The organism is Shinella sp. BE166, assembly GCF_051201095.1.
Lineage (GTDB): Bacteria > Pseudomonadota > Alphaproteobacteria > Rhizobiales > Rhizobiaceae > Shinella > Shinella lacus.
Genome location: NZ_JBPEHL010000023.1, coordinates 28,572 through 46,124, shown reverse-complemented (window position 1 = coordinate 46,124; position 17,553 = coordinate 28,572). Strand labels below are relative to the sequence as shown.

Below are 17,553 nucleotides of genomic sequence, written 5' to 3'. Positions count from 1 at the left end.
ATCGCTTCCGCGGCCTTCAAGGTATTATAAGAACGATGTCGCGTTTTCGGTCGGAGGTCCACGTCGTGAACAGCGCCGCTCAAATGTGGTGGGCTCTGGCCGAAGATCCGACAACGTCGCGGTCACCAATGCCTAAGGAGAAGGCTCGCCGGGAGAGTAGATGCTGCTCGAGCAGATGCCGTACGGTTCGATTGTCGCCTTGGGGTGCGACCACGCCGCTTCCACGAGCGGCACGCCTATCACCTCTGTTTCGTGAACGTCACGACGCGGTAGGCGTACCAGCACACCAGAATGATAAGAACAGCGGTCGATACAGGATCGACGTAGTCGGCCACCTGATCGTAGGCCTGTCCAAGAATGTAGCCCGCCATCGCCAGAGCGGTCGTCCAGATCAACGTTCCGATCAATGAGAAGATCAGAAACTCGAAAAGGGGCATCTTCTCAACGCCGGCGGGGACAGAGATCAAAGTCCGGACGGTCGGGATTAGCCTGCCGACAAGCACCGACATTCTGCCGTGGGATTTGAAGCGTTCTGCGGCCACATCGACATCTTCGGGCGACATCGTTAGCCACCTCCCGCGCCGCTCTGCTAGCCTGCAGACACCTTCGTGGCCGAGGCGACGGCCGAGGAAGTACCAAGGTAGCGTCCCAATGAGAGATCCAACCGTGCCTGCCGCGATCACGGCGACGATGGACATGTCACCGCGCGTTGCCAAATAGCCCGCCAGCGGCATAATCAGCTCTGACGGTATCGGCGGGAAGATATTCTCCAGGACCATCAAGAGAGCAATCCCGAATGGACCGAACCGCTGCATCATAGCGTGCACGAACGCTTCCATATCTCGCTCGTCACTCTTCACGTTTTCCGGGCAGGACCGAACTCAGGACTTGCCTTCAGAGCAACTACTGACCATCCTCGGATGAGACCGCCGGCGCAATATCCGTTTGAGACGGCTGGCCTTCTGTCACCGTATCCCGGGGCAAGCTTTCACCCTCGTTCAACGTCGTGCCCGACGTCGTTACCCGGTCCGTCGATATCGGCTGCGCAGTCACCGATCCATCTGCTGCGGCGACCCGCCAGACGGTGTTTCCAGCATCGTCCGCGATCAACAAGGCTCCCGTGCCATCGATCCCGAGCCCGACGGGACGGCCATGGACTTGGTCGTTTTCAAGAAAACCGGTAACAACATCCTGTGCCTTACCGGAAGGTTGTCCATTGACGAACGGGACATAAATGACCTTGTAGCCGTTGAACGCGTTCCGATTCCAGCTTCCGCGGTTGCCGACAAAAGCACCGTTGCGAAACGCCTCCGGCATGGCGGAATCATTGGTGAACGCAAGTCCTAGCGCCGCGACGTGGCTGGACAGGGCATAGTCAGGCGCAATCGCTTTCTCCACGAGATCGGGACGTTGCGGACGCACACGCGGATCAACATGCTGGCCATAATAGCTCCAGGGCCAGCCGTAGAAGCCGTTCTCCTTCACGGACGTCAGGTAGTCGGGAACGAGATTTGGACCGAGTTCGTCGCGCTCGTTCACCACAGTCCAGAGCATGCCCGTCTGGGGGTGGAAATTGAGCCCGTTGGGATTACGAATGCCCGATGCAAACACCTTTGCTGCACCCGTCTCGCGATCGACCTGCCAGATTGCGGCACGCCCCTTCTCAGCCTCGATGCCCCGTTCACCCGCATTGGAGTTGGATCCGACCGACGCATACAGGAAGCGGCCGTCGGGACTGAGAGCCAGATCCTTCGTCCAGTGGTGATTGATCGGCCCGCCGGGTAGTGGCGTAAGAACCCGGGGATGCGCGGAGATCGCGCCGCCGCCGAGTTCGTAAGGATAGGAGAGTATTGCGTCGGCAGCGGCGACATAGAGCGTGTTCTCATACCAGGCGACGCCGAAAGGCGAGTTCAGTCCGCTAAGTAGGTCGACGCGCTCGTCAACCGTGCCGTTCCGATCGGTGTCGCGCAGAAGGGTGATGCGGTTTGTTTCGCCACCACCACCCACATTACCTGCGGCCATGGCCATGATCCAGCCGCGGATGATGTCCTTCGGTCGTTCGAGCGGCTTGCCCGCGGGCGCCTCCGACTGGACCACAAGGATGTCGCCGTTCGGAAGGGTGTGTACGGTGCGCGGATTGGCCAAATCCTTCGCATAGACGGTAACCGCCAAGCCATCCGGAACTTTCGGGGTCTGCCCGTCCTGCCAGCCGACGACCGGGGCGACGTTGAGATCCGGCCAGAGATCCTGTGAGGGTTCCGGCAGAACAGGGTCGCGCCCAATCTGTTGTGCTGTATCGAACTCGCCTTCACCACCGCTACATCCAACCAGGACAGCAACAGCGAGGAGGGCTGCGATTGAAATGCGAACCTTAGACATGTGCAGCTCCCCTGCTACCGGCGAGAGCCGTGACGGCTAACACCGTTACCGTGGCAATGGAAACCGCGAGTCCGTATGGAATGACTGCCGTCCAGCCGTCTGCCGTGTGGATGAAACTGTTGAGGACGGCGAGCACAAACGCAATCACCTGCCCGATGAGGCCTAGCCCGGTCGGGCCGTACCAGCGGGCAGCGAGCGCGACCAGCGCGATGACGATGGCGACAAAGCCGAAAACGAGGCCGGCAAGAAGCAGCCATTCGGAGAAGTGAAGCCAGAGAAGGTTCGTCGTTTGCCAATAGGCCAGGTCCGTTAGGACGGTGAGGAAGTAGCAGGCGATCGGGAACGAGGAGAAAAAGCGGTAGCCCGCATAGGCGAACGGATGGGTGGCGGGCATGGTGTAGGGTGTCATTGCAACGACCTGCCGTTTTTCGTGGACTTGTCGCAATACGCGCCAACGCCGAGAATGTTCCTCGGTTGCCGCCCAAACTCCGTCGTTCGGAAGGGTCCAAAGCGCCGTAAGCAGATATCGCTTTTCGGTACGCTGCTGTTCCGAGCGCAACGACTAGTACGTCGGCCAGGCCGCGCGCCGCGCTACTGTCCTTATCAAGGCGGGGATTATAGATGTGATCTCAATGCCGACTGCCTTGCCGCTCCCCGAAGCAACTCGAAGTAGGACCCCTAACTCATCCCACGACAACCCGCCGGGCATGCGGAAATCGACAGCTGGCATGATGGCGTCATCCAGGCAATCGGCATCGAGATGGATGAAGAAGCCCTTGAGTTCTTCTCGTGTCAGGTGCTCGACCGCTTCGCGCGCAACGGCCTCGATCCCCATCGCGCACGGCTGGAAGGTCAATCGCCTTGAGCTGACTGGGAAGGCGCTGGCTTCCATACTCCTCCTGGTCCTTGTGATCGCGATACGCAACGCTACAGCGTCGTCGGAGCGGACAAGAGGACCGAGACCTTCAATGTTAGTGAGGTGTGACGGGCCACAGCCGGTAACCAGAGCAAGATCCATCGAGGCGCCCTCCCGATTGGGCTCCGCCTCGGGCTGGAAGAAAGTCTGGGTTGCCATCGATGAAGAGCAAGCCATAGCGGCCGCGCCGCCGAAACGCGAGCATCAGCCCAGCAAGATCGTGCACTCACCGCCTGGCACGACCGGAAAGACGTCGATCAGCCCGCTACGGCCGCCTGCTGCTGGCGATACCAGTCTGCAATCTCGCAGCCCGTCGCAAACCACACCTCCTGACGCGAAGCGATATGGGCGAGAGCCTTGTCGAAATGCTTGCTCCGGTGCGGATGCCCGATCAGGAAGGGATGCAGGCAGATCGCCATAACCCGCCCGGTTGTTGCCCCGTCCTCGTAGAGGACGTCGAACTGATCGCAGATGCTCTGCGCGAACGCCTCACCGCTCTGGCTGCGTTCGATAAAAGAAATATAATCGTTGATCTCGGCGGAATACGGCAACGACAACATCTCTCCCGACCTGACCTTCATGGGATAGGGCTGCTCGTCGTTGACCCAGTTTGCCACGTAGTTGATCCCGAACTCCGCGAGGATGTCGAGGCTGTTGCCCGACTCGGTCAGCGCAGGGCTGAGCCAGCCCGTCGGCGCGGTGCCGGTGGCGTCCGTAATCGTCTTCAGAACACGACCGATCAGTTCACGCTCTTCATCCTCCGGCTGGCTGTTGATCATCGTATTGTTGTTCGGACCGTGCCCCATCCACTCCCACTTGAGAGCATTCCCGGCCTCGACGATCTGCGGGTAGTGCCGGCACACGTCGGAGTTCAAGGCGACGGTTCCGCGAATGCCGTGTTTGTCCATCACGTCCATGAGGCGCCAGATCCCGACACGCGCGCCGAAATCGCGCCAGGAATAATTGAGGACATCAGGCACGAAACCAGTCGTTGCTGGAACGACGGCTGGGCCCGGCCTGTCGAACATGAAATGCTCGATGTTAGGAATGACCCATACCGCCACCCGCGCACCGTTCGGCCACCGCAATGGCGGACGATCGACGATCGGCGAAAAGGGGAAGCGGTTGTGCTCTTGCGGCACGACGTTCGATAGCATGTAAATCTCCTCGGGATGAAAACGGCGCGGTCGGATGCCGTCCGAACATCAGACTATCAAGCGAGGGACTATTGATAATGAGGCTGGAATTCATAATACTTCGGACTTAATTTCCGAAATGAAGATCCGATGGACAGCCTCAGTTCGATCAGCGCATTTCTCCAGACCGCAGAAACCCTGAGCTTCACCCAGGCCGGACGGCAGCTCGGCCTGTCCTCATCCGCGATCGGAAAGACCATCGCCCGTCTTGAGGACGATTTGGGTGTTCGGTTGTTTCATCGCTCGACGCGAACCATGACCCTGACCGCCGAGGGGATGTTGTTTCTAGAACGCTGTAGGCGGGTCGTATCCGAGATGGAAGCTGCCAAGGCGGAGTTGGCGCATACGCAAGGCAAGCCGCGTGGCAAGCTGCGGGTGAGCTTGCCACTGGCAGGGATGCTGATGATGCCCACGCTCTCTGCGTTTATGCGTGCCTACCCTGAAATCGAGCTCGACCTGGATTTCACGGACCGGCTTGTGGATGTGATCGAGGAAGGATTCGACGGGGTCGTGCGTGCCGGCGAAATCCGCGACTCCCGCCTGATGACCCGCGTCCTGGGCACCTTTCGGTTCCAGCTCGTTGCATCTCCGGCCTATCTGGAACATCGTGGCGTGCCGCGTCGCCCGGGCGAGCTACTGTCTCATGCTTGTCTGCATCATCGATTTGCGACGAGCGGCAAACTGGAGCCTTGGCCGCTGAAGGACCGATATAGGGACATCGGCCTGCCGGTCAAGGCCGTAGTGAACACCATCGAACCGCTGATCTACATGGCTGAACATGGTCACGGCATCGCCTGCCTTCCGGATTTCGCCATCCGCAACAAGCTCAGCGACGGCGCACTGGTCTCGGTTCTGGAGGAGTACCTAAGCCACGAAGGGACGTTTCGGATGCTATGGCCCTCCAGCCGATATCTCGCGCCAAAACTGCGCGCCCTGGTCGACTTCCTGGCCGAACACCTTTTCCCGCACGCGCCTCGTTGAGGCAGCGTATCTGCCATCTACACCGTCTTCAAAAAAGACATGCCAAAGACAAGCCTCGGGCCTGGGTAAATCAGTGCCGCCCGGCTTTCGCAGCCGCGTATTCCCTCACTGCGGCCGCGGTGCACAGATCGCCGTATTTCATCCAGATATCCAGAAGCGCCACGGTATGCGATATGGCAAGGCGATCTCCGACCACGTCGACCACGACCGTCGGTCGCAGTCCGCGCGCCGCGGCGTCGACCACTGTCGCGCACACAGCGTGAAGCCTGGGCGTACTGGCTTGACCCTCCGGTTTCAGCCAAGTCGCTGATCAAGTCGCTCCCGGCCGGCTCCCTTTCCGTGGAGCAGGTCGGCTGATGCGCTTCTCCTTCCCGCATAGCCATGCCTTTCCCGGCGGCGAGGTCCGCGTTGAAGATGCGGAAGCCGCCGAGGGCATGTGTGTGGTCGAGTTCGGCGACGGCATCGCGATGATCGGGGAATGGCATCCGGACGGAGACGACATTCACCTTTCCGTCCCGGCCTATCGCACCGCCCGAGGCACGGACGTCGTTGCCCGCCGCTGGCGGTTGGTCCGGGACGAGGCTAGAACCTGGAGCGCGCGGCGATCCGCGTGCCCACACCTTCCGCCGTCTTCTTCCCGAAATGAAGAAGGGCGCTCGGGGGAGCGCCCTTCTGAACCCGGACGACTGCGAACGCGCGACGGATATCGTCGCTGCAGGCAGATCATCGATGACGGGCAGTGGGCAACAGATGGGGAAAGGTATCCGAGAAATCAAGACCGTCGGTATTGCCGGTTGCCTGAAGCGGCGCATCGAGGCACGCATCGCAGATGCCGCAGCCGTCATCGTCCATCGCCTGGCCGGCGCGACCGCAGCAGACGCAGGCCGCAGCCTGTCGGGCCGCGTTGCCGCATTGAGGCGGCAGCAGGATTTCTGCCGCGTCGTCAAAGAGAATGTCTATCGGAATTTCTGTCATCGCGGGCGTCTCCAACGATCCTGAGCAAAAGATAGGAGCGCCCAAAATCTTTGCAATGGTCGGTTCCGGCGCCAGCCGATCCTTCTTGCCGCACGCCCGCATCGCGCTATCTGCTCGGGCGATCCCTGCAGGTGGAGCTGTCGATGACGATGGACGATCCTTTTCAGCTCAAGCGGTTTTGTCGATGCACAAGAGCTCGTCTTTCCCGCAGCCCTTGTCGAGCTGCGCGGCGGGCGCAAAGAGAGCCACTGGATGTGGTTCATCTTTCCGCAACTGGGTGCCCTCGGCCGTACCGACGGCGCAGTTCTACGGGATAGCCTCGCTGGATGAAGCTCGGGGCTATCTCGACCACCCGCTTCTGGCCGGCCGGCGGGCCCAGACGACTGATGCCGTTCTCGCCCATCACGAACGATCGGCCCATGATATCTTTGGCTCGCCCGACGCAGCGCCGGAACATTTGAAATTCCGCAACGGTTTCGTCTCGGCAAGATTGCTCCTTCGAGAGGAACCTCGTGAAGATCGCCACCTACAACGTCAACGGCATCAACGGCCGCCTTCCCGTCCTCCTGCGGTGGCTGGAGGGGGATGCGCCCGACATCGTCTGTCTTCAGGAACTGAAATCGCCAAACGAGCGGTTCCCGCGCGCTGACCTGGAGCGTGCCGGTTATGGGGCAGTCTGGCACGGCCAGAAAAGCTGGAATGGTGTCGCGATCCTCGCGAAAGGTGTGGTGCCCCTCCTCACGCGCAGGGGCCTGCCGGGCGATCCAGACGACGCCCATAGCCGCTATATCGAAGCCGCCATCGACGGTATGCTGGTCGGCTGCCTCTATCTTCCGAACGGCAACCCGGCCCCCGGCGCGAAGTTCGAAGATAAACTGCGCTGGTTCCAGCGCCTCCAGGCCTATGCCGCCGAGCTGATCGAACTCGGCATACCCGCCCTGCTGGTAGGCGACTACAACGTTATGCCCTCGGACCTCGACGTCTATGCGCCGGAGCGTTGGCGTGACGATGCGCTGTTTCGCCCGGAAGTCAGAAAGGCCTACGCCGATCTCCTCGCGCAAGGCTGGACCGATGCCGTCCGCCACCTCCATCCGAATGAACGCATCTACACGTTCTGGAAATATTGGCGCAATTCCTTCGAGCGCGATGCGGGCCTGCGCATCGACCATCTTCTGCTCAGCCCCACCGTGGCCCCTTGGCTGAGGTCCGCCAGCGTTCGCCGCGGTCCCCGAAGCTGGGACCACACCAGCGATCACGCACCGGTTATGATCGAGATCGAACCGCCCACGGATTGAGGTCAGGCCGGCGCCTGGTGCGTCGCCCGGCGCTCGCGCGCCCTCGCGGCTCGCCTTGCCACGCGCAGCTCTTCGAGGGTCGGCAGCCACCAGCCGCGCTGGCGCTCGTCGTCGCCGGGTTCAGTTCGCGAGGGCCAGGTCTGCACCAATTCGTCCAGCGACGGCGTTCGCCATATGCCCCAGATGTGATCGTGGGCGATGCCGGGATAGAGGTCAGCGATCTCGTCGTGCTCGACCAGTTCGCCGGTGATGTCAGCCACGACGATAATCCCGTACGGTGTCGTCGCGATCGGCCGGTCCGACGGGGGCAGGTCATGGGCGGGGAGCGGGATGCGACGACGCTTGCGCTCGGCCGCCCGCCGACGGGTCGTCTTTTCCTCCTCGGTCCCCTTGCGCGCCGCAGCGCGTTTGCGCCTTTCGTCGGGCTCACACCGCTGTGCTTCCATCTCGATGGCCTGCCAGTGGTCGACAAGATCGTCATAGGAGGAGAAAGGCACCCGCCAGACCTTGTGGTGGCCGTCCCAGCGGGCGAAGGGCACCTGCCGGATTTCCTCGACCAGTTTGCGGGAATAGGGCGTCGAGATGCGGAGCCCGCCCTTTTCGACGCCGAGATAGGGGCTGAGGATCGGCTCGAAAGCAAAAGCATCCCTGCCCTTCGCCTCTGCGTAGGGATCGGCACGGGATTCTTCCTTGGCCATCCAGCGATCGATGCGTCGGCGCGCCGTCTTGCCGGGAACGATCCACGCCTTTCGCCGGTCGCTCCAGCGGGCGCGCGGAAAGGTCTCGCGAAACCGCTGCACTGTCATGCGGTCGAATGGGAAGGAGACAGACGCACGCTCGCCGCCATCCTCGGCCCCATCGGAAATTTCAACATTCTCCGTCATAACGTCACTGCTCGCGGCCGAGGCGACCGATACCTCAGCGTTTTGTGCGCCGATCACCGCGGTCGCGTTGCCGGGCCGGTTTCAGTCTCCGCCTTCTGCATCCCGCCAGGTTGCGGTCTCGGAAGAACGCACCCGCACCGTAAAAGATGCAGCGAATCAATGGCATATTCGAGACTCGCAAAAAGGGAGGCGAGGAGCACCTAAGTTATTGATTTCCGATTCTTTTCGACTCGGAACAAATTCCTTCCTGATTCGCTTGACTCGTTTTGGTTGCGTCTAGGTGGGAGTGTTCAAGATGGCCGGTCATCGTGCTCAGTGGAAGGGTTTCATCAAGTTTGGCGAGGTGAGCTGCGGCGTCGGCCTTTACACGGCCGCAAGCACCTCCGAGCGGATCTCCTTCCATACGATCAATAAAAAAACCGGCAATCGCGTCAACCGCGTCTTTGTCGACAGCGACACCGGCAAGGAGGTCGAGCGCGAGGACCAGACAAAGGGCTTCGAGATCGAGAACGGCCAGTACATCATGATCGATCCGGAGGAGGTGACGGCGACCATTCCCGACAGCAACAAAACGCTGACCATCGAGGCATTCATCGCCTGCTCCGATGTCGACGACGTCTATTTCGACAAACCGTATTATCTCGTGCCTACCGATCGGGTTTCGTCGGACGCCTTCACCGCGCTGCGGGACGCCATGGAGAAGTCGAAGGTCGTCGCAGTCGCCCGCACCGTCCTGTTCCGGCGCATGCGCACCGTGCTGATCCGCACCCATGGCAAGGGCCTGATCGCCACGACAATGCAGTATGACTACGAGGTCCGCTCCTCCGAGAAGGCCTTCGACGAAATACCGAAGCTGCGGATCAAGGGCGAGATGCTGGATCTCGCCAAGCACATTATCGCCACCAAGAAAGGAACCTTCGATCCCGCCGCGTTCGACGATCGCTACGAGACGGCGGTCGCTGAGCTGGTGAAGGCAAAAATCGAAGGCAAGGCCCTGCCGAAGCGCAAGGAGGTCAAGGTCTCCAAACCGGGCGATCTGCTGGCCGCGCTACGCGAAAGTGCCAAGATGCTGAAGGCCAGCAATGACAAGCCGAAGCCCGCTGCTGCCAATGCCAACAAGGGCGCCGGGCGCAAGCCCGCGGCGCGTGCGACGGCATCGAAGGCGCGCCGCTCGACGGCAGCACAGCGTAAAGCCGGTTGAGGAGAACGATCATGGCGCCGCGTCCCTATTGGAAAGGCTATCTGAAGCTCTCCCTCGTCACCTGCCCGGTCTCCATGTCACCGGCGACCTCGGAGAGCGACAAGGTCCGCTTCCACACCTTGAACAGGGAGACTGGAAATCGTGTCGTCTCGCAATATGTCGATACCGTCACGCGCAAGCCGGTGAAGGATGAGGACGAGGTCAAGGGTTATGCCCGCGGCGAGAACGACTATGTCCTGCTCACCGACGAGGAACTGGACGCCGTCGCGCTAGATACGGTGAAGACCATAGATATCGACAAGTTCGTCCCGCGTGACAGCATCGAGTGGATCTATCTCGAAAAACCGCATTATCTCGTGCCGGACGATCCGGTCGGCCATGAGGCCTTCGCGGTTATCCGCGACGCCATGGCGTCCGACGAGGTGTTTGGGGTGTCGCGCCTGGTCATCGGTCGACGCGAACGGGCGGTCGTGCTCGAACCGCGCGGCGAGGGTATTGTGCTCTGGACGCTGCGCTTCGGCGACGAGGTCCGGCCGGAAGAGTCCTACTTCGAGGACATCGACAACAAATCGGACCCCGACCTCATTCCCCTCGTTCAGAAATTCATCAATCAGCACACCAAGACATGGTCGGCAGATATGGTTTCTGACCCTGTGCAGGAAGCTCTGCTGGGCATTATCGCGAAAAAGAAGAAGGCGCTGAAACCCTCGAAGAAGGGCAAGGCCAACGATGACGGCGCGGCCACCGAAAGCAATGTCATCGACATCATGGACGCGTTGCGCAAGAGCCTGGCCGCCGGTGGAAAAGGCAAGCGTGCATCCTGAAATCTTCAAAAACGTCACCTATGTTCGAACTCTCGCATGTGATGGATATCGATGAAACAAAAGCGCCGGTCTGCCATACCGTTGTACGATAAGTCCGGCGAGACACTGCAGTCTCGCCCGGTTCGCAAACGCGATGCTGAGCAGCCAAGCCTTCCTTTCGATCCGATGCCCCATCGCGTCGAGCCCTGTCTCGCCCTTCTTCGGCCAACACCGCCGGAGGGGCCGGAATGGCTCTACGAGATCAAATGGGACGGGTATCGCCTGGCCATCCACATCGAGCCCAACGCAGTGCGAATCATCACCCGCGGCGGCCATGACTGGACACATAGGTTTCCCAAGATTGCCCAAGCGGCCAAAAAGCTGGGCTTCGGGACCGCCATTCTCGACGGTGAGGCAGTGGTTCTCAACAAGGAGGGCTACGCGGATTTCGGGGCGCTGCAGCGCTCGCTCGGCGGTCGCGGCGGCAAGCGTGCCTCAACGGAGGCCGTCTTTTTTGCTTTCGATCTCCTCTACTACGATGGCCACGATCTGACGAAGACGGAGCTTTTGGTTCGACGGCATCTGCTTTCGGATTTCCTCGAGGGCGCAGTCGGCGCGGTACAGCTTTCGGAGGAGGCGCGCGGCGACGGCGCCGAACTGCTCGCGAATGCCTGCTCGATGGGCCTTGAAGGCATTATCGCCAAGCACCGCGACCGGCCATACCGGTGGGGACGAGCAGGCGATTGGATCAAGATCAAATGCGTCCAGAGTGAGAGCTTCATGATCGTCGGCTACGAGCAATCCTCTGCAGCGCGTGGCGGGATCGGTAGCCTTCTTCTCGCTGCCCGCAAGGGAGACGGTTGGGTCTCGGTCGGGTCGGTCGGGACCGGGTTCAAGACGGCGGATGCCGAATACCTGCGCAAGACGCTGGACGAGCTGAAGACGAAGAAACCGGTCGTGCCGCTCAAGGGGAAGAACTACGTCTTCGCCCTGCCCACCCTGATCGCCGAGATCGAGTTCCGCGGCTGGACCGACGAAGGCAACCTGCGTCACGCCTCCTACAAGGGCCTGCGGGAAGTCCAGGACAATGCCGCGGTGTTCGATATGGATACTTTGGCCGGCAAGTGATCGTCCTTATCGATCGAGATCTGCGTGGTCGAGACCGAAATGATCCAACACCAGCTCCAGATTGCGGCGGTTGGATTTGAAATAGACGTCGAAGACGTCGCCCAGAACCGGCACGCTTCCCGCGACCGTATCGAAGCCGACATTGACCAGCATCTTGATGAGCTTGTCATTCGGCACGCCGAGACGGCGAGCCTCGTTGACGATGACGAGACTGACGGCCGCCGCCGCGAAATCACCGACGCCAGGGACGAGGCCGAGGACCGAGTCCGCACCCAGCGAAATCCCCGTTCCGGGAATGCGTAGAGCAGTATCCATCAGTCGCACCAGTCCGCGGATACGCCGCAGACGCGCTAGGTTTTCCACGGGGAGAGTGTGCTTTTTCATGCTTCCTATTTGGTCCCGACGCTCGTCCGTTCAAAGGTTATGCCGCAGCCTTGTGCTTGGCGAGCCGCTTGATCGCCTGTTCCAGCGAGCGCTCTCCGTCGCAATAGTCTGCCCAGGCGTTCGTCTTTGCCAGCAGCGCCGGTACGGTCCGCACGGTGAACCGGTTCGGATCGAGATCGGATTTGACTTGCGTCCAGGTCAGCGGCATCGACACGGTCGCGCCGGGCCGAGCCCGTGGCGACAGGGGAGCCACCGCCGTCGCCATGCGATCATTGCGCAGATAGTCCAGAAAGATCCGTCCTCCCCGCAGGCTCTTGGTCATCTTGATGAGGTAGGCGTCGGGATTGTTGCGCGCCATTTCCTCGCAAACGTCGTGGGCGAAACCCTTGGCCTCAGCCCACGAAAGCGGCTTGCGTGTATTGATCGCGAGCGGCGTGACGACGTGCAGCCCCTTGCCGCCGGTCGTCTTGCAGAAACTGATGAGGCCGAGGTCGTCCAGCCTGTCGCGCATCTCGCGCGCGGCCGCCACCACCGACGCGAACGGCACGTCCGGGCCGGGGTCGAGGTCGAACATCAGCCGGCCCGGCACTTCGGGTTTTCCCGGTTCGCAGTTCCACGGATGCAGCTCGATGCCGCCGATCTGCGCGATGGCGATGAGGCCTTCGATCCGGTCAACTTGCAGGTATGGCTTCTTGTCGCCGAAGACCTTGACCAGTTCCAGAAGGTTCGAGGTACCCGGCATGGCGTGGCGCTGGAAGAATTGTTCACCGCCGATCCCATCCGGCGCGCGGAGGATCGAGCACGGTCGGCCCTTCACATGCTCGATGAGCCAGGAACCAACCGCCTCATGATACCGGGCCAGATCCTCCTTGGTAACCGGCTTATTGTCACCCGCATCCGGCCAAAGCGGCTTGTCCGGACTGGAGATGAAAACGCCCATGACCTCCGCTTTGGCGCCCTTGCGGCGCGCGGGTTTTCTGTTGGTTTCCGGCGCGGGCTCCGGCGTTTCCGTCTTCGCTGGTGGGGCCGGCTTCTCGGCTTCGACCTCTGCTGCCGGCTTGTCTTCCCGAAGTCCCTTGAAGGCGGCCTGGCGGACGAGACCATCAGCGGTCCAGCCGGCGAATTCGATCTCGGCGACAAGCTCGGGCTTCAGCCAAAACACCTCCTTCTCTTTTTTCGGTGCGCCGATACCGGTGAAGGGCGACTTCGAAGTTTCGAGCGCCTTCAGCTTGGGTAGAAGCGTTTCGACCTTCTTCACGCCATAGCCCGTGCCGACTCTGCCAACATAGACGAAGTGGTCGCCTCGGTTTACGCCGACGAGGAGGGAGCGGAACTTTCCGTTCGTCTTGGCATAGGCGCCGATGACAACCTCATGCCCCGCTCGGCATTTCGATTTCGCCCAGGTTTCGGTCCGCCCGGATCGATAGGGCGCATTCGCCTGCTTCGAGACGATGCCTTCGAGCGAGAGCTTGCAGGCGGAGCGTAGAACCGCATCGCCGCCCGTCTCGAAATGCTCGACGAAACGCAGATGCGGATCCTTGGGTGCGTCCACAAGCAGCTCCTGCAGCCGAGCTTTCCGGTCGACCAGGTGCTTTTCGCGAAGGTCTTCTCCGCCATCGAACAGGAGGTCGAATGCAAAATAGACGAGATTGCCGGTGTTGCGCTCCGACAGCGCTGCCTGCAATGCGGCAAAGTCCGGCGCGCCGTTGTCGTCGAGCGCGCAAATCTCCCCGTCTATGATGCAACCGGGAAGCGCCGCGGCGGCTTCCGCGATCTCAGGATACTTCGCGGTCCAGGCCAGGCCCTTGCGGGTTTTGAGCGTCACCTCACCCTCGGCGACCCGCGTCTGAATTCGATATCCGTCGAACTTGATCTCGTGCAGCCACTTGTCGCCAGCTGGTGGGCGTTCAACCGTCTCGCAGAGCTGCGGGGGAATAAAGTCGGGCAGATCGGCTGCCGTCGATGTCGCTACACCCTTGCGCGCCTTCTTCTTTCGCTTGTCAACCGCAAGGCCGTGCTTGCTGTCCCACACAGCATCGGCCTCGACGTCGCCGCTTGCCGTCATGAATGCTACCGGCTTCCGCCCCTTGCCGGCGGCTATCTGCTCCATTGTCCGGCCGGACGCGACCGACGTCATGTTCTCGTTCAGGATGGCTGCGCCGTTCTCCGCGACGGAATGGTCGTCGTGGTGCTTGATCAGCAACCAGTTTGTCCGTTTGCCGCCGTCCCGATCATTGCGCATCCGCACCAGTACGAAGCTGCCATGCAGTCGCTTGCCATGCAGCTTGAATTTGAAATCGCCCTTCTTTAGGGCTTCCTCCGGCGACTTGCTGCCTTCGGGTTCCCAATAGCCACGATCCCAGAGCATGACCGTGCCACCGCCATATTGCCCCTTCGGGATTGTGCCTTCGAAGTCGCCATAGTCGAGCGGGTGATCCTCGACTTCGACGGCCAGCCGCTTGTCATGCGGATCGAGCGACGGCCCCTTGGTCACAGCCCAGGATTTGAACACGCCGTCGAGTTCGAGGCGAAGATCGTAATGAAGGCGCGTGGCGTCGTGTTTCTGGATGATAAAGCGCAGCCGGTTCGAAGACTTGACGGCGGTCGAGCCGCTCGGTTCCTGGGTCTGCTTGAAATCCCGCTTCTTCTTGTAGGTTGAGAGCTTGTCACCCGCCATGTCGACCTCAATCCGTTTCGCCTCGACGCTCGGCCTCGCCCAATCACCACATTCTTCGGTCGAGCTGCGACGCGATCATCGGCACGGCGGCCGCGCCCGGAGCGCCGAGGCGCAGCCGTTGCACGAGCCGGCCGAGAAGGTATGTCGTTGCAACCGTCGCCGCGACCCGGAGCCAGGGGTGGATCTCGCCTCTGGACGGTGGGGCATCCATCCCGTTCGTCTGCTCGCGGATGGTGGCCAGCCGGGCACGAAGATCGGCGACCTCCCGGCGAAGGGCTGCGATTTGCTGGTCGGCGGAAGGCACGTCCACTGCGCGCGGATCCTCAGCCGGGCTCTCCTCTTCAAGCTCGGCGAGATGCTCCCGCAATTGAGCCGGGCTTTCGAATCCCTTTGTCCGGATATCCGTCATCGGTATGTCTCCTAACGCAGGGTCGATGCTTGTGGTGCCGGTGAGATCTCGCGCCCGTTCTGCTCGAGCCACTGGGCGACGAAGGTCGCGACCTCTTCCCAGCCTGGTTCGCCGCAGATGAAGTGGCTTCGCCCCACGAACCTCCTGAAATCGGTGACGCTGTCAGCATCTTCGTACGCGTTAAAATTCTTCTCGCAGAGGTCGGCCGGTATGATCTCGTCCTCCTCAGCCGCGATCAACAGAAGCGGGGCGTGCGACCGGTCGAGATCGACCCGACCAGATTTCCCCATGCAATCGCGCAGAACGTTGCGGCTGTCATGGGTCGCGGTCTGCTCGAAGGCCGCCGTTGCCTGGTCCTCCGACAGCGTGTTGGCGAAGGCGCCATGGAAGGTTTTGGCGTCCATATAGACCGGTTCGTCGCCCTTCAGCGGATTAGTGATGATCGCGCTGTTCTTGATGAAGCCCCAGTCAAAGTCGAGCATGGCGTTTGGCGCAACCGACGCAATTCCGACAGCACCGGACACCACGCCGCGGGCCAGCAGCTTTTGGGCAATCAGACCGCCGACCGAATGGCCGATAACGATAGGCTGGTCGAGCATGGCGACGTCCGCTTCGATGCTGTTGTAGATCTCGTCGAGGCTGAGTTCGCCGAGACCAGCCGGCGGGCTGTGCCGCAGCGTCTTCGGATCGCCTTCGTGAAGGGGCCAGGCAGGCGCTCTACAATCATAGCCCCGCTCGCTGAAGAACCGGACCCAGTTTTCCCAGCTCTTCGGGTTCTGGAACATGCCATGCACGAATACAATCGTCTTCATCCGGATATCCTTTGTTGGTCGAGATGAAGAACCCGTCCGCACGATGGTTGTTCCGTATGCCGGGGCAAACGATGCTTGCCGGAATGAGAGGTGACGAATAAGCTCCGAGGAGGGCGCCATTCGATCAAGGCATCGCCATCGGCGAATACCCGAAATGCCCTGCCCTGGGACTTCAATTCCTGCGCTGTCTTCAATACGTCGGGGTAGAGAAGTTGGCTCATCGCGGGTATATGTGTTTTCCCAATTAACTTCAGGAAGGGTTCGCCCGCCTGAATCCACTGGTGGTGATCCCCTTCTGCCATACTAGTTAACGAGGCGTGGCCGGTTGGGCGATTTTGCCCGGCGTTTCGCTTTGCAGTCTGCTAGACGATTGCTCCCGTCATGAGACAGGCCAACGATCTTGCCGGGCGGGATATGCGGCGTGGCCGCAACGGAGGCCGTCGTGGCGACACTGAGATATGTTCAACCCTCACGACTGCTGGAGCGAGGCCCGCCGCAGCGGACCTCAGTTCTGCAAGGCCCAGTCCGCTACCTGCCAGCGCATCTGCCCGCGGTCGGCCACGACACGGCCGAGCCCTGGGAAGGGCATGTGCGTGGCGGCGATAAGCGCGCCTTCCGAAGCGGCGCGAGGAAAAAAGCGGTCGCGCATCGCTTTGGCCGCCGCAGGGTCCTGCTCGAACAGGAAGAACACATCGGTCGCGCCCGGATGCACGACCGGAAAGATCATATCCGAGACCATGATGAGGCTCTGCCCGCCATCTTCGACACGCACGCCGATATGGCCAGGTGTATGTCCGGTGAGGTCGACAATGGAGATGCCCCGCACAACTTCACGCTCGCCGTCAATCGCCTGGAGTTTCGGGTAGAGGCGCACGACGTCCCCCGCCATATGAAAGCTGGGCTGCAGATAATCGGGCGCGCCGCTGCGCTTGGCCGGGTCGGTCCAATGGGCGATATCACGACGATCGATATAGAGTTCCGCGTTCGGGTAGTTGTTCTTGCCCCCGACGATCAGGCCGCCCATGTGGTCCTGATGCATATGCGTCACGATCACCGCGTCGATCTGGTCGCGCTGCAAGCCGAGCGCGCCGAGCGCCTGCGGCAGTTCGCCCGTCTTCCCGATCGAACCCGCTGCACCCGCATCAATCAGGATACGGCGCTCGCCATCCTCAACGAGATACTGGTTGAAGAGGAACCGCACGCCACTCGGCCGGGCGGTGAACTGCGCGATTGCAGCCTGTTCAACATCGGCCGCGGCGCGTCCCGGAAAATAGTCGTAGGGCATATCGGCATACCCATCCGTCAACGCCGTCACCGTGAAGCGACCGATGCGGATTTGCGCTAGCGGCGTGACGCTGACCGGCGCCTTAGCGGTTTGCTGCGTCGCGGCAAGAGCAGTCGCGCCATCAATCAGGCCTCCCCCGAGGAGGCTCCCCCCGATGAGGCCTAGGGGAAGGGCGCTGGCAAAGGCGCGACGTGAAAATTGAGGCATGAGGTCTTCCTCCGGATTGTT

The 17,553-nt window shown here is 61.3% G+C and carries 16 protein-coding genes and 3 pseudogenes; 7 read left to right on the top strand and 12 right to left on the bottom strand.

The features are described from left to right. Positions 1–239: 239 nt before the first annotated feature. The 5 genes and pseudogenes from J2Y63_RS32005 to J2Y63_RS31985 form a co-directional block, all read right to left on the bottom strand. Positions 240–839: a DedA family protein gene (locus J2Y63_RS32005; protein WP_435269326.1), complete on the bottom strand. Its 600-nt coding sequence runs from the start codon at positions 837–839 to the stop codon at positions 240–242. Between the two features lie 64 nt (positions 840–903). Continuing rightward, on the bottom strand, positions 904–2,379 hold the full coding sequence (locus tag J2Y63_RS32000) for a PQQ-dependent sugar dehydrogenase (protein WP_435269325.1): 1,476 nt from the start codon (positions 2,377–2,379) through the stop codon (positions 904–906). Continuing rightward, positions 2,372–2,788 carry a DUF2231 domain-containing protein gene (locus J2Y63_RS31995; RefSeq protein ID WP_435269324.1) on the bottom strand — a complete coding sequence of 139 codons (417 nt, stop codon included), beginning with the start codon at positions 2,786–2,788 and terminating at the stop codon, positions 2,372–2,374. The genes J2Y63_RS32000 and J2Y63_RS31995 overlap by 8 nt, the downstream gene beginning before the upstream one ends. Positions 2,789–2,918: 130 nt before the next feature. Beyond that, positions 2,919–3,544: pseudogene (locus J2Y63_RS31990) on the bottom strand (arginase family protein); the annotation flags it as partial. A gap of 8 nt (positions 3,545–3,552) precedes the next feature. After that, the gene (locus J2Y63_RS31985) at positions 3,553–4,452 is read right to left on the bottom strand and encodes a polysaccharide deacetylase family protein (RefSeq protein ID WP_435269323.1); all 900 of its coding nucleotides are present in this window, start codon (positions 4,450–4,452) and stop codon (positions 3,553–3,555) included. A gap of 129 nt (positions 4,453–4,581) precedes the next feature. Between J2Y63_RS31985 and J2Y63_RS31980 the strand changes: the two genes are divergently transcribed. Together J2Y63_RS31980 and J2Y63_RS31975 are read left to right on the top strand one after the other, a co-directional pair. Beyond that, on the top strand, positions 4,582–5,472 hold the full coding sequence (locus J2Y63_RS31980; RefSeq protein ID WP_435269322.1) for a LysR family transcriptional regulator: 891 nt from the start codon (positions 4,582–4,584) through the stop codon (positions 5,470–5,472). A gap of 258 nt (positions 5,473–5,730) precedes the next feature. Continuing rightward, positions 5,731–5,829, top strand: a pseudogene (locus J2Y63_RS31975) (SOS response-associated peptidase); the annotation flags it as partial. A 366-nt stretch (positions 5,830–6,195) separates the two neighbouring features. On the opposite strand, the gene J2Y63_RS31970 reads toward J2Y63_RS31975, so the two are convergent. Then, positions 6,196–6,447, bottom strand: a complete 252-nt coding sequence (locus J2Y63_RS31970; protein WP_435269321.1) for a hypothetical protein — start codon at positions 6,445–6,447, stop codon at positions 6,196–6,198. 143 nt (positions 6,448–6,590) lie between these two features. Between J2Y63_RS31970 and J2Y63_RS31965 the strand changes: the two are divergent. Further along, a pseudogene (locus J2Y63_RS31965) lies at positions 6,591–7,096 on the top strand (DUF1810 domain-containing protein). Beyond that, the gene (gene xth / locus J2Y63_RS31960) at positions 6,990–7,742 is read left to right on the top strand and encodes an exodeoxyribonuclease III (RefSeq protein ID WP_435269342.1); all 753 of its coding nucleotides are present in this window, start codon (positions 6,990–6,992) and stop codon (positions 7,740–7,742) included. The pseudogene J2Y63_RS31965 and the gene xth overlap by 107 nt, the downstream one beginning before the upstream one ends. Before the next feature lie 2 nt (positions 7,743–7,744). Here xth and J2Y63_RS31955 read toward each other — a convergent pair whose 3' ends face one another. Continuing rightward, entirely contained in the window at positions 7,745–8,626 is an 882-nt protein-coding gene (locus J2Y63_RS31955) for a hypothetical protein (protein ID WP_435269320.1), read from the bottom strand. Positions 8,627–8,921: 295 nt separating this feature from the next. Between J2Y63_RS31955 and J2Y63_RS31950 the strand changes: the two genes are divergently transcribed. The 3 genes from J2Y63_RS31950 to ligD (J2Y63_RS31940) are packed head-to-tail and all read left to right on the top strand — an operon-like array spanning position 8,922 to position 11,758. Next, a complete protein-coding gene (locus J2Y63_RS31950; RefSeq protein ID WP_435269319.1) occupies positions 8,922–9,827 on the top strand; it encodes a Ku protein in 906 nt (301 codons plus the stop codon). An 11-nt stretch (positions 9,828–9,838) separates the two neighbouring features. After that, complete coding sequence (locus tag J2Y63_RS31945) at positions 9,839–10,651, top strand: Ku protein (protein ID WP_435269318.1); 813 nt, start codon at positions 9,839–9,841, stop codon at positions 10,649–10,651. A gap of 51 nt (positions 10,652–10,702) precedes the next feature. After that, positions 10,703–11,758: a non-homologous end-joining DNA ligase gene (gene ligD / locus J2Y63_RS31940; protein WP_435269317.1), complete on the top strand. Its 1,056-nt coding sequence runs from the start codon at positions 10,703–10,705 to the stop codon at positions 11,756–11,758. Positions 11,759–11,764: 6 nt separating this feature from the next. On the opposite strand, the gene J2Y63_RS31935 is transcribed toward ligD (J2Y63_RS31940), so the two are convergent. The 5 genes from J2Y63_RS31935 to J2Y63_RS31915 all read right to left on the bottom strand — a co-directional run bounded on the left by J2Y63_RS31935 (position 11,765) and on the right by J2Y63_RS31915 (position 17,532). Continuing rightward, on the bottom strand, positions 11,765–12,142 hold the full coding sequence (locus J2Y63_RS31935) for a DUF4112 domain-containing protein (RefSeq protein ID WP_435269316.1): 378 nt from the start codon (positions 12,140–12,142) through the stop codon (positions 11,765–11,767). Between the two features lie 37 nt (positions 12,143–12,179). Further along, positions 12,180–14,819: a DNA ligase D gene (ligD, locus tag J2Y63_RS31930; RefSeq protein WP_435269315.1), complete on the bottom strand. Its 2,640-nt coding sequence runs from the start codon at positions 14,817–14,819 to the stop codon at positions 12,180–12,182. Positions 14,820–14,862: 43 nt separating this feature from the next. Further along, positions 14,863–15,228, bottom strand: a complete 366-nt coding sequence (locus J2Y63_RS31925; RefSeq protein WP_435269314.1) for a hypothetical protein — start codon at positions 15,226–15,228, stop codon at positions 14,863–14,865. Between the two features lie 11 nt (positions 15,229–15,239). Next, positions 15,240–16,040, bottom strand: coding sequence for an alpha/beta hydrolase (locus J2Y63_RS31920; RefSeq protein WP_435269313.1), 801 nt, complete (start codon positions 16,038–16,040; stop codon positions 15,240–15,242). Between the two features lie 505 nt (positions 16,041–16,545). Next, positions 16,546–17,532 (bottom strand): MBL fold metallo-hydrolase, encoded by a 987-nt coding sequence (locus tag J2Y63_RS31915; RefSeq protein ID WP_435269312.1) that lies wholly within the window; start codon positions 17,530–17,532, stop codon positions 16,546–16,548. Between the last annotated feature and the right edge of the window lie 21 nt (positions 17,533–17,553).